The sequence below is a fragment of the Serratia sp. Ag1 genome, from assembly GCF_000743355.1.
Classification (GTDB): domain Bacteria; phylum Pseudomonadota; class Gammaproteobacteria; order Enterobacterales; family Enterobacteriaceae; genus Chania.
Genome location: NZ_JQEI01000033.1, coordinates 1 through 12,948, shown reverse-complemented (window position 1 = coordinate 12,948; position 12,948 = coordinate 1). Strand labels below are relative to the sequence as shown.

Sequence of the window (12,948 nt, the reverse complement as noted above, 5' to 3'; positions counted from 1 at the left end):
GGCTGATGCCGCAGCCGTCTAACAAGGACTGACGAATGATTCACCCCAAAACTCCTTCGCTGTACGAGATATTGACGCAAAACTTCAGCGGTGGGTTGCCGTTGCAGCAGGTTAACGAAGACGACCAGCTTATTTTGTCGGTGTTGGATAATTTACAGCGCATCCTTAACAGCCGTGCTGGTCAGTTGGCGCATCTGCCGGATTATGGTTTGCCGGACATGAGTGAAATCCTGCAAGGGATGCCCGGTTCGGCTCATAGCCTGATGGCCACTCTGCAGCATGTACTGATGAAATATGAACCACGCATTGCAGGCGTCAACATTACGCTACTGCCACAAAAGATGCCTGGGGAACTGGAATATGAACTGGAGGCTGAACTGAAAGGAATAGGGCGGATCGCCTTTGGCACCACTTTCACGCCGGAAGGTAAAATCCTGGTCCGCCACCTGAAACAGCAGCAGTGGTTAGAGCGATAATTACGTCGTCGGTATGTATTATCTTTTGGATGCTTGGAAAATGAGGGTGATAGTGAGAGTTCTGTTGTTTCTGGGGGTATTCTTCGCCAGCGCTGTCTGTGTGGCAGAAGAGGATATGTTAGATAACGTGGCTTATGAACGGCAGGCTCTGCTGATGGTTGAGCGCTGGCAGCTTGCCTACCAGAATAAAGATCTAAACGAATTGACAGCACTTTATGCGGATAAAATTGATTATTTTCATAAAACGATGACGCGTGAAAAAGTCATGGCAGATAAGGCCGCATTTTTCAATTCAGAGAAAAAGAAGTTCTTGTCACAATCAATTGTCAGCACAATAACTGTGCATGCAGACGGAAATAATACCGATGATGGCGGATTAGACGACAGCATGCGCGCCGAGTTTATAAAACAGGTAAATGTGGGCGGGAAAACGCAAAATTACCCTGCCAGTTTGTATATTAAACCGAATGCTGCCGGGCAATGGCAGATTATCGCTGAGTCCGATGGTATTACGGATGCTAATCTGGGTTTTGATGATGATAGCCGTCAGGTGGTGAAAGGAAAATTCGACGGTCTTCAGCGGCAATATGCTTGGGTCAATAGCCGCAATGCCCAAACCGGTGGCGATTGTCATAATGGTGATGATTGTAATTGCTATCTCTGGACGTCACAGGCAGAAGTTAAACCGGTCATCATCCCTCAGTGTATTAATGCCTCACTCGATGTGGTCTCGGGGCTCGACGGCAGCGGGCGTGACCGTCTGCAACTCATCGATCAACGCTGGCAAGGGGGGTGGGCGGCAGTCCATCTTTACGATATCCAGCGTTTACAATGGACACCGGCTATTCGTACCGTGAGCACCAACATCAGTGAAATAGAACAGGTTGTTGGGGCATTGGTGACACCTGATCCAGCGAAACCAGGATATGTAAGGATTATTGAAACCACTTCAGCCCCTGATACCGCTGAGTTTATCAATAAGACCGAGGTGTTATTGCTGAATACGTTGCCAGCTCAATAGGTCCAGATGCCGGTGGAGATTTAGCAGGTTCGATGCTGGAGTTTGCAGTAACTTTGGCAAATAGCGTGAAAGTTTGTAACGATGAGAGTGTAAAAGAGCCCTGAAATGATACCTAAAAATAAACGATTTGCCTGTCTTCATCAATGGGTTGCTGTGCCTTTGACTCTGTTCGCGCTACATGCCAGTGCAGTGTCGGCAGTAAAGGGGTGTTTGAATTATGATAAACCTCTCAACCTTAGCGGCATTGTTGAAATACGTGTGTTTTTTGGTTCACCTAATTTTGGTGAAAACCCAGAAACTGATAAACGAGATATTCAAGGCGTTCTTTTTCTGGATAAGCCAATTTGCACTCTAGGTGGGGATTTCAATGAGGCTGAAAAAGATCAGATCGAAGTCACTTTAATTCCTACTGGTTCCATCAATCTATCGAGTTTCGCAGGCCAACACGTTACCGCCAGTGGCAATCTCAGCCATGCGCATACTGGGCATCATAATACGGCTTTGTTATTAGAACTGTCAGGTGTTCCCACACCTTATATTAACGACAATACGCCGGAGCCCGTCAAAACTGAACGGAAGCCGATTCTTGATGCCATTCGGCCGGTGGCTGCCAGTAAAGCAGGGCAAGAGGTGCGTATTAAGGTGGACAGGTTGAATGTGAGTAACGAATGGGCCGTGCTGGTGGGGCAACTGTTGGCAACCGACGGTGGTGATCTTAACTGGAGGTTGGCTAAGGACTGCGAGGCTGATTTAGATAAAATGCTTTGGGTAGTACTCAATAAATCCAGCAGCCAGTGGCATGTGAAGGTGATGGATATTTGCTCACCAGAACCCCCGTATTGGTATCTTGAGGATAAAGACCTGACTATGCCCTGTGAGGTGTATGCGGGGTTGAATAATGGGGAGAAAGATCTTGAAGAACGATGCAGGATTCTAAGAAATAAGCCTTATTAAGTGCTCGTCTTGATGGTAAGCAGAGTTGGTGGCTTGCTCGGTGCTAATAGCGTCAATGAGATGCTCAGATATATTCTGGTTAGGGTTAAAGTTCACATTCTGACGACTTTATTCAAAGAACATGCTTTTTGTATAAAATTACTGGTTGCATCGCGCATAACAATACCTGTAGCTGTCAATTCCGGTTACATGAGCAGGCGAACCTTGAGCTCTTGTCGCTGGGGCTAACGGCCCTCCCCAGAGAATAACAACCTTCCCCTTTAAATGGCTCCACCTCATACAGAACACAAGCTGTTTCGCCCTTAGCTGAAATGGTGTCACTGATGCTGGTAGAAATACAGCTCGGGCAGCCGCCTCCCAGGTTGAGTCTGGCCCAGTATGTCGCTTTGAACTCCGTCATGGAACTGACAAACTGCACGGCTTTCTCACTTTATCAGAGAGTTGTCAGGAGGGGACATTTCGGATCAAGGGTGTAGGAAGGTAACATCAAAAAAACAGCATGTTATCCGACGACGCATTAACACAGCAGAACTGACTCACCCCAGAATCATAAAAACAATATGTCGCCAAAATGTTTTTTTAGGTAAAAACGGTTGAATATAAATTATAAAAAAATGTTAACTCTGAATTGTATGTCGATATATTTCATAACTTTACAAAAAGGCATGGTTAGGATAAAAATTGATCAATCTAAACATTCAAAGCCAATACACCTTTAGTGTTATATAGGACCACATCAATATGTAACACCAAGTGTTTAAGGGATGAAACTCATCCTCTGGTTTATTTCCCCTTGCACGTTGTCTTATGGGGTTATTTGCCTCTAAGGATATTGTCAGCAGGAAACGATAACGCTCAGACAAAGCGTTATCCCTTTGGTGTTCACTGATAAGGATTTTGTGATGAAGAAGTCTCTAATTACCACCGCCTTAATAACGGGTATGGTACTCTCCAGCACCGCTTTTGCGGCTGATGGGGTTATTCGTTTTACCGGCAAGGTAACGGATAACGTTTGTAATGTCAGCCCAACTCTCAATATCACCATGGATAATGTTTCTATTGATACTCTTGGTACTATAGGCAATAGAGCTAGCCAAAAAGATTTCTCACTGGTATTAACCGACTGCCCTGCCAGCCTCCTTACGGCAAAAGTACAACTTGATGGTACCGCTAACCCCAGCGATCTTGAACTCTTTCAACTGGACAACGTCGGTCAAACAGGGGTTGCCAGCGGTGTCGGGCTGGAAATCCTAAGTGAAACGGGGACGGTTGTTGTGCCTGGTGGAACAACGCCATCTGTGCCATTGAATACCGTCACTGGCATTAATACACTGCCTTTTAAAGCCGCCTATAAAAGAACGAGCGATGCAGTTGCTGCCGGTGATGCCAATGTCTCGGTACAGTTCAGCGTTCTTTATAATTAACACCTGAGTATTTCTGCAAAGCATTCATATTCACTAGACCCAAAATAATTCGAGTTGCTTGTAGGCGGCAACTGAACGAAGCCCCAGGAGCTTACTCAAGTAAGTGACTGGGGTGAGTGACAAATCTGCGAAAGCAGATTTGAACGCTGCTTTGCAGCGGCCCCGAAGGGGCGAGGCCCAGTAAGGGCCGAGTAACGCAGCCAACACCCAAGCAACTGGAAGTATGGAGGTTATAGCAATAAAACCTTCTTTCCAATTACCAGGTAATTAACAATGAAAGCAGTATTTATTCTACTGGTGGCGGCATTAAGCCACTTCAGTGCTCAGGCAGGGGTCATTATCGGTGGTACTCGTCTGGTTTATAACGGTGCCCAGAAAGAAGCCACCATCACGGTAAAAAACCCAGACGATATTCCCTATCTGGTGCAGTCCTGGGCCAATACCACCATTGAGGGAGCAGAGAAAGCGCCGTTCCTGATTACGCCGCCCTTGTTTCGTCTGGATGGTAAACAGGAAAATACGTTGCGCGTGGTGCGTGTCGCCGGGCAATTACCTGAAGATAAAGAATCCCTGTTCTGGTTGAGCGTCAAATCCGTTCCTCCTTCAGAAGGGAAAGGCAACCAGCTGCAGATTGCCGTCAGAACCCGCATCAAGCTGATCTACCGTCCCACAGGCCTGAAAGGTACGCTGGACGATGCAGCCAAAGCGTTGCGTTGGCAGCGTAGCGGCAACAGCCTGCAAGCCATTAACGATTCACCCTATTACCTGAGTTTCTACGCCGTTTCGCTGGCGAACGAAAAAATCAAAGAACCCCAGATGGTCGCCCCAGGCGATTCACTCAGCTACACGCTGCCTGCTGGTACGCAAGGTAATCTCGTCAGTTGGCAGATTATTAACGACTTTGGCGGTATCAGTGAGGTTTATCAGCGCACGCTGTAAATCCTCTCGCTCACGCCGGTAATACAACCACGCATTACCCATGGAAAATGACAGAACAAGGATCGTGAGTGAATGACGACCATAACGCTTCCCCCAGGCAGCGCTCCAAGATTAGCACCGCTAGCATGGCAGATAGGCTGCCTGCTGCTATTGTGGGGATCGGTGGCCAAGGCCGAGTATGTGTTCAGCCCTAACCTGCTGCAGATAGGTGATACACCGAAAACAGACGTTGATCTGTCGGTATTTTCCAACCAGAGCACCCAGGCACCACCAGGTGAATACCGGGTTGATCTCTTTCTCAATGAGAAGCGTATCGATACCCGCATGCTTGCTTTTTCATTGCAAAAAGACGCTCAGGGTAAAACCTCTCTGCAACCTTGTCTGAGCGTGGCCGATCTGGTCGCACTTGGCGTCGATACCAGCGTGTTTCCCGCGCTGAATGCACAGGCTAAATGCGTCGATCTGGCGCACGATATCCCCCATGCCAGCGCCGAGTTTCTGTTCAATAATCAGCAACTCAAACTCAGTATCCCGCAGATCGCCCTGAAAAATCAGGCACGGGGTTATGTGCCGCCGGAGCGCTGGGATAACGGCGTGCCAGCGTTGTTCAGCAATTACAGTTTCAACGGGGCGCAGAATCGTAGCCGTAACGGAGGGCAACAGGACAGCAGCTATTTTCTTAGCCTGCGTAATGGTGTCAACCTGGGAGCATGGCGCCTCAGAAACTACAGCATCTGGAACCGCGGCAACCAGAACGGCACGCATTTTAATGCTGCGAATACCTATCTACAGCGCGACATCGTGCGGCTGAAGAGCCAACTGACGTTGGGGGACACCACAACGCCCAGTGATATTTTTGACAGCCTGCCATTTCGCGGCGTGCAATTGGCCTCGGTCGACATGATGTATCCAGACAGCTTGCAAGGATACTCCCCAGTGGTCAGAGGGATCGCGCGTAGCAATGCGCAGGTGACGGTGCGCCAGAACGGCCAGGTGATCGATCAGCGTTACGTTCCTCCGGGTGAGTTTGAGATCACTGATTTGTATGGCGTTTCCGGTAGTGGTGATTTTAATGTGACAATCGCAGAGAGCGATGGCAGCCAGCAATTGCTGATTGTCCCCTTTGCTTCACTACCGGTATTGCAACGGGAAGGCCGCCTGAGCCACAGCGTCACTGCGGGGCAGTACCGCCCGAACCAGAGTAGCGGCGTCAACGCAGATTTCTTCCAGGCAACGCTGATTTATGGCCTGCCATGGGGCATAACCGTGTATGGCGGAACGCAATTAGCCAGCCGCTACCGCGCTTTGGCCGCCGGTTTCGGCAAAAATATGGGTAACGCTGGAGCATTGTCGCTAGATGTGACACAGGGTTGGAGTCAGCTCCATGAATCTGGCCAACCAGAACGGAACAGTCAGGGCCAGATGTGGCGATTGCGCTACGGCAAAAGCTTTGACGCCACGGGTACGCGGCTGACGCTGGCCGGGTATCAATACGCCAGCCAAGGCTTTTCTACCTTACAGCGCACGCTGAACAGCGGCACGGACAGTTCAACTGATTTTTCCAACCTTGGTGCACAGACCCGCAGCCGACAGGAGTTAACCATTCAGCAAGGGCTTGGCGTGCTTAACGGCTCGCTATCCCTGAACCTGATATCAGAGCAGTTCAGAGGGAACATCGGCAAACGGCAGTCGATCAACCTGGGGTACAACGGCAGCGTCAAAGGAGTGAGCTACAACCTCAACTACAGCCAGAACAAGAACAGTGCCGCCAACAGCACCGGCAGCACCGATCGGATGATCGCCCTCAGCCTCAGCGTGCCCCTCAATCTTTGGTCGCAACCCGCCTGGGCGAGCTACGGCATGAATCATAGCAATGGTGGCCAGACCACCAATACCCTCGGGCTGAACGGCACTGCCGCCAACAATACCCTCGATTGGGGGATGATCCAGGGGTACACCAATCAGGGCCAGGGGGAAAGCGGCAACCTCAGCCTGGCCTATCGCGCCCCGCAGGCGCAGTTCAGCGGCAGCTTCAGCCATGACACCAACCAGCAGCGCCTGAGCTATGGCGCGCAAGGCGGGGTGCTGATTCATACCGACGGCGTCACGCTGTCTCAAGCGCTGAACGACACGGTCGTGCTGGTGAAAGCGCCAGGGGCCCGAGGGGTCAACGTGCTCAATAACGCGGGAGTGAAAACCGATCGGCGCGGTTATGCCGTGGTGCCCTATGCCACGCCATACCGTGAAAACACCATTGTGCTTGATCCCACCACGCTGGCCGATGATGTCGAGCTGATGCTGACCAGTAAAACGGTGGTGCCAACACAAGGGGCGGTGGTGCTGGCTGATTACCAGACCAAAGTGGGCAGCAGGTTGATGATGACGCTGCTGCGAGCAAACGGTAAGCCGGTGCCCTTTGGGGCTCAGGCCGCCTTGCAGGGCACGACGGAAATGAACAGCGATATTGTCGGTGACGGTGGTCAGGTTTATCTGACGGGGATGCCAGAAAGCGGCGCACTGCATGTGCAGTGGGGGGCACAGCCAGATCAGCAATGTACGGTGAATTACCGCCTGCCACCGCCAACGGCAGAACCCGGTATCCCCATGATCAACGGACAGTGTCTTTAAGGAGCACAGATGAAACAGCTGATAACAGGAGTGTGTCTGTTGGCCGGGTTCAGTGGATATGCCTATGCCGATCCCTGTGCGCTGGATGGCCCTGCAGCAAAAATGACAGTAACCATTCCCCCTTTAATGGTGCAGCGCGATCTGCCGGTGGGCAGTGTGATCTGGCAGCAAACCGCAGAGGCCAATCAGCCAATACTGACCGGGGAATGTGAAACGGCTAACACATTGCGCAGTAACCTGGTGGGGCAGGACAGCGGCATGCTCAGCGGGCAAAGCCAGATTTACAGCACCGGCATCGCGGGTGTTGGATATGCGGTCTCCAGTACCCCAATGTTTAACGACGGTTGGCCAGACAATTATCATGAGGGCCTTCCTCCCAGCCCAATGGCTTATTTCAGCCTGCGTCTGGTGGCCACTGGGCCAATCTCCTCCGGGATCATCAACAGTGGTGAATATGCCCGCAAAACCGTGAACAGGCAGGTGGTAGAACAGTTGATGCTCTCTTCCCCGATAGTTATCACCCGCCAGGCATGTGAAATGAACGACAGCCGCGACCGAGTGGTGCCGCTGCCTGCGGTGCTGCGCAGCGGTTTTAGCGGCCCAGGCAGCTCACAGGGCGAACAAACCTTTCAACTGGCGTTGACCTGTGACGCCGGGGCGCAGGTGAACATTCAGTTTGACGGCGAAGCAGACGCCAGCGGTACACCGGGGGTGCTGGCGCTGGTGGATCAAGGCCAGCCCGGCGTGGCACGTGGCATTGGTGTGCAACTGCTGTACAACCAGACGCCGTTGAAACTGGGTGAACGGTTGTTGCTGGAAACCGCCCCGGCGGGCCTGCGTAGCTACCCGTTTACCGTGCGTTACTACCAAACGCAACCCCAGGTAGCCTCTGGCGAAGTGAACGCCGTGGCAACATTTAATCTGACCTACCAATAAGGATATTCAACATGATTAAACGTATGACTCCCTTGGCCATTATCGCCGCCACGCTGCTGGCCCCGCCGCTCTGGGCCGCCGATGGCACGATGAAGTTCAGCGGAAAACTGACGGAAAACACCTGTGTGCTGGATGCGGGGTCGAAGAATCAGATGGTGGCTCTAGGGAGGAAATCTAGTTATTCCTCTGGCAGCGTTGTTTCTAGTGCCGATGAATTAACGATTAAAATTAATAATTGCCCAGCCAGTAGCAATCAGGTGCGTATCCGGTTTGAGGGAATAGACACTGGAAAAAATACTTTTGGTAACGGAACCTTATTTGCCTTCAGTAATACAGGGCAGTTGGGAGCGGCCGGAAACGTCGGTTTTACAATCAATTATTTAACGAACCCTCCTTATTTTACTCCGCAGGAATTGGCTAATGGAGAGAGTATATCTTATGACTTGCAAGCTGGTGCCAATGATTTTAGCTTCTACGTTGGAACGTCGACAATTGGCGCCGGCCCTATCACAGCAGGAAACGTGGTAGGAAATGTGCAATTTAGCGTGGATTACCCTTAACCCAATCTCATCAGATGATGATGCCCCACCAATACTTTAAGGATATTATTATGAAAAAGAATTTATGCAGCGCACTGCTACTCACTGCTACTGGTATGAGTTTTAGTGCGTTTGCGGCCGATGGTAACGTGGCCATTACTGGTGAGTTCTTTATTCCTACTTGTAATATACAAGCCAGTTCAAAAAGTATGACTGTTTCACTAGGTGATGTTCAGCGTTCAACACTTAAAACAGCAGGAGCAACCTCCACTGAGGTTCCATTCTCACTCAATTTTACTGACTGTGCTCTAAAAACAGGGGTACAGGTTAAGTTTATGGGGACAGCCGCAGCTAGCAACGAAACGGTATTCGTTCTGGATAATCCCGACGGAACTTCTACAGCTAAAAATGTAGGGTTACAAATTCACGACCAATGGGGCAATGCTAAATATCCAAATAAGGTTGGCTCATGGGCTGTAGCCAATTACAACAGCGATCTCAGCCTAAGCTACAAGGCTAATTATATTGCACTGAGTGACAATGTTACACCTGGCGAGGCTAATGTGCTCGTAGAATATATTGTCACATATGTGTAAAAAACTAACTGGCAGAATATTTACACATTTCGGTCATGTAAATAGAGTCATGGTTGCGCATTTGAATCTATGAATTCTTATTTGTACTGCGCTACTACCAATTATATTGGTTCAGGATGAAAAATGAAAAGACATATGATACCTCTGGTAATACTCACCACCACATTATTAGCTCCACCACTCTGGGCCGCCGATGGCACGATGAAGTTCAGCGGAAAACTGACGGAAAACACCTGTGTGCTGGATGCGGGATCGAAGAATCAGACTGTTGCTCTAGGTAGACAGTCTACATATGCCGGAATCGGTGGTTCGATGCCGCATGGTAATCTTATTATCAAACTCAACAATTGCCCCATGAGCAGTAACAAGGCATATATACGATTTGAAGGAACTCAGGCAGTCGGTACAAGTTATAGTATTGACAAAATATTTTCCTTTAGTAATACAGGGCAACCTGGTGCTGCGGGGAACGTTGGTTTTATTATTAGTGATGGCGATTTTACTAATCTGATTTCAGTTAACGGTGCAAGCAGAGCCTATGACTTGAATACAGGTGCTGGGGCGGCGAACCAGTTAACATTCAGTGTCGGATATCTGAATACAGATCGCGTTGCTCTGAGAACACCTGGAAACGCAGTGGGCAACGTACAGTTTAGCGTAGTTTACCCTTGATTATGTTTGCATTGGTGTCGATGAAGCAATTATTTAATCACGTTATACAACCACGTTACCAATCAATACGTTGAGGAAGTCATGATGAAAAAATATATATATGGAGTTTTGTTACTTTCGTTTGCTGGAGTGAGTGTCAATGCTCAGGCTGCCGACGGTACGATAACAGTGACTGCTGAGTTCTTTGTACCTACCTGTAATGTGCATGCTGATTCAAAAAACATGACCGTTCAGTTGGGCAATGTTCAGCGGGCAGAGCTTAAAACTGTCGGCACAATCTCGACAAAAGTCCCCTTTACTCTTAAGTTTACTGATTGCGCGACAACGACCGGGGTAGATATTTCGTTCATGGGCACTGCAGCCGCAAGTGATGACTCGGTGTTTGCATTAGAAAACCCGGATCTGCTTTCTACAGCAAAAAATGTAGGGCTACAAATCACTACTGACTGGGATACTGTTGTAAAACCGAACTATCAATGGAATGGTTACAGAGTAGTCCAACAGGCTGGCGATTTCAGCGTGACTTATAATGCAGCTTATAAAGCACTTGGTGGCGATGTTGGTGCTGGAGACGCTAACGCAACGGTCGAGTATAACGTTGTTTATAAATGATACATGCCAAAACAGGAAAAGGTTTTTCGCCGCATTAACAATGACAAATTAGCAAAAGTTGTGCTGCCTGTTTTTCAGGCAGCCAGCAGAGAGTTTACGCCAAGAGCCAGAGGTTTGAGGTGCAACGGAACAGTAAACGCCGCTAGGCAATCATTTTAAATAGTCAAAATTTCACATTACTCTCTGCGGCTTCAATTAAGATATTGGTCTGTCAATATCCCTGCATATTTAGACGAATAATATAACAGGAAAAAAGGAAAGGAATTAATATGAATAAAATGACGCTGAGTTCGTTTGAAGTATCCAAAAGAAAACAAAACACCATATACAGTTCCAAGATGCTGGGAATAGCCTTGGTAGCAATAATTTGGAGTGGTACCGTTTTAGCTGAAGAGATGGAGAAAACACGCAGTAATATTTCATGCGCATTTGAAAATCAGGAGACTTTCGGTATTCAACCCCAAAAGCCATGGGTTGTGACAGCTATTGAAACGGTTGCCGATGAGTCTGGTCAGCAAGCTAAAATGTGGGCTGGATATGCAACCAATCCTTCGATTGTTGAATACGGTGATACTAAATATATCGGTTATTTTGATGAAAATAAGGAATTTACCGTCGCTAAACGTGCCGCTCACGAGGTGAGTTGGACGATCATACCGATGGGGGAAAAGCTTGAACATGATTCACATTCCAACGTTGCGATGGCGGTAGATACGAATGGTAACCTGCATGTTGTAGCCCGCTTGCGTTTTTCCGACAAGCTGAATTATTGGGTGACAACCACCCCCGGTGAACTATCGACGCTCACTCGAGCCGGTATGTTACCGCTGTGGAAGGATCAGAATATGACGGCCCCTTTTGAAACATGGGTAAGTTACCCAGCCTTCTACACTGGGGTGAACGGACAGTTATTCTTCCGTTATCAACATGGTCTGCCTGGAGGTGCCTATACCAATATTTATCAGTTTAACGCAATGACACGTGCTTGGGAGTTACGGGATCCGAAGACTGAATATCAGGGGTTGGCAAAGGTTTTTGGTGGCTGGTACACCAATCCGTCTAAAAGCGCCTACCCCAGCGTGCCGAAAAAAGGGCCGGATGGCCGCTATCATATGATTTGGACTTGGCGTGGTGGTGAAGGGGCTGACTCAAACTCTGAGGTCCACTATGTTGTGAGTGACGATATGCATGTTTGGCGGAACGTTAAAGGCGATGTTGTATCAAACATCGCTTTTATGTACGGAGACACCCGCACCGTTGTCGATCCTGTTCCAATGGGTGGGGGGATACTGAATAACAATGGCATAGCTCTCGGTTTCGATACTAAGGGTAAAGTTGTCGTCTCGTTTTTCAAAGATACAGTACAAAACAATGAAAAAACCACGCAATTATTCACAGCCCGGCCCAGTAACTCAGCCACAGGAAATGGTTGGGTATTGAAACAAGTCTCTGCGTGGACTGGCCGGTATGACCTTGCAAAAAATATTGTTGACTCCGGTTTTCTTGATGCTCATGAAGGTGCCAAACCCATAGGGAATTACCTTGGTATTCAATACATGTGTCAGTTTAAAGTACATATGCTTTATTTGGATCCAATAACGGGTGAGCGCGTTGCCGATATTCCCGTACCGGTAAATAACACTATGCCTGCAGAGATTGAGAGATCAGCGTTTGTTTCTGGAAACTTTATTTGGACACAACTTGCTTTTACGGAAGGGTCAACGGATACCAAGGCGGTGTTGCTTAAATGGGAGGCGGCTCCGTATGTTGTCAATGGTGACACCAACGTAAATTGGACATATCCCTTGGAAGGGTCCCCTGTTACTGTTGCCTCTATAGAACGTAAATGACTTGCCGCCACTGGCCAAAACAGACTTGGCCAGTGGCGTATAATAACTTTCGGGTGATATCAGCAATTCTGGCGGTGGCACAGACAGTTTTCAATTTGGAGCGTTAACCTCCTTCGTTCTAATCTGACCCCAATCCCAAGTACCCCAGAATAAAAATCCTCTGATTAGGCTGTGTCCCTTAATTTGACAATCGCTTTAAAAACAACCGAATGGCACCTAATTTAAGCATGCTCAGGTAATTTCTAGCTGTCTTTTCCGAGCGGGTAGCGATTCGGCGATATTCTTTAAGCTTGGCGAAGCA

At 48.7% G+C, this 12,948-nt stretch carries 12 protein-coding genes and 1 pseudogene; 12 read left to right on the top strand and 1 reads right to left on the bottom strand.

What is annotated here, in order from left to right; genetic code table 11:
• The first annotated feature begins 35 nt into the window (after positions 1–35).
• From tssE to IV04_RS19090, 12 genes are all read left to right on the top strand, one after another.
• Positions 36–476, top strand: a complete 441-nt coding sequence (gene tssE / locus IV04_RS19145) for a type VI secretion system baseplate subunit TssE (protein ID WP_037396943.1) — start codon at positions 36–38, stop codon at positions 474–476.
• 52 nt (positions 477–528) lie between these two features.
• Positions 529–1,497, top strand: a complete 969-nt coding sequence (locus IV04_RS19140) for a hypothetical protein (protein WP_037396945.1) — start codon at positions 529–531, stop codon at positions 1,495–1,497.
• Positions 1,498–1,602: 105 nt separating this feature from the next.
• Positions 1,603–2,451: a DUF4431 domain-containing protein gene (locus IV04_RS19135; RefSeq protein ID WP_051916865.1), complete on the top strand. Its 849-nt coding sequence runs from the start codon at positions 1,603–1,605 to the stop codon at positions 2,449–2,451.
• Between the two features lie 902 nt (positions 2,452–3,353).
• Entirely contained in the window at positions 3,354–3,875 is a 522-nt protein-coding gene (locus IV04_RS19130; RefSeq protein WP_037396946.1) for a fimbrial protein, read from the top strand.
• A gap of 273 nt (positions 3,876–4,148) precedes the next feature.
• On the top strand, positions 4,149–4,814 hold the full coding sequence (locus tag IV04_RS19125) for a molecular chaperone (RefSeq protein WP_037404384.1): 666 nt from the start codon (positions 4,149–4,151) through the stop codon (positions 4,812–4,814).
• Positions 4,815–4,886: 72 nt separating this feature from the next.
• Positions 4,887–7,442: a fimbria/pilus outer membrane usher protein gene (locus tag IV04_RS19120; RefSeq protein WP_051916864.1), complete on the top strand. Its 2,556-nt coding sequence runs from the start codon at positions 4,887–4,889 to the stop codon at positions 7,440–7,442.
• Positions 7,443–7,451: 9 nt separating this feature from the next.
• Complete coding sequence (locus IV04_RS19115; RefSeq protein WP_037404385.1) at positions 7,452–8,378, top strand: fimbrial protein; 927 nt, start codon at positions 7,452–7,454, stop codon at positions 8,376–8,378.
• Between the two features lie 11 nt (positions 8,379–8,389).
• Positions 8,390–8,938: a fimbrial protein gene (locus tag IV04_RS24765; protein WP_051916863.1), complete on the top strand. Its 549-nt coding sequence runs from the start codon at positions 8,390–8,392 to the stop codon at positions 8,936–8,938.
• 50 nt (positions 8,939–8,988) lie between these two features.
• Positions 8,989–9,513: a fimbrial protein gene (locus tag IV04_RS19105; protein ID WP_037404387.1), complete on the top strand. Its 525-nt coding sequence runs from the start codon at positions 8,989–8,991 to the stop codon at positions 9,511–9,513.
• Positions 9,514–9,636: 123 nt separating this feature from the next.
• Positions 9,637–10,185: a fimbrial protein gene (locus IV04_RS24760; protein WP_051916862.1), complete on the top strand. Its 549-nt coding sequence runs from the start codon at positions 9,637–9,639 to the stop codon at positions 10,183–10,185.
• 81 nt (positions 10,186–10,266) lie between these two features.
• Positions 10,267–10,797 (top strand): fimbrial protein, encoded by a 531-nt coding sequence (locus IV04_RS19095; RefSeq protein WP_156106846.1) that lies wholly within the window; start codon positions 10,267–10,269, stop codon positions 10,795–10,797.
• 269 nt (positions 10,798–11,066) lie between these two features.
• Positions 11,067–12,647, top strand: a complete 1,581-nt coding sequence (locus IV04_RS19090; protein ID WP_037404389.1) for a BNR repeat-containing protein — start codon at positions 11,067–11,069, stop codon at positions 12,645–12,647.
• 178 nt (positions 12,648–12,825) lie between these two features.
• On the opposite strand, the pseudogene IV04_RS26205 reads toward IV04_RS19090, so the two are convergent.
• Positions 12,826–12,948, bottom strand: a pseudogene (locus IV04_RS26205) (IS5 family transposase); the annotation flags it as partial.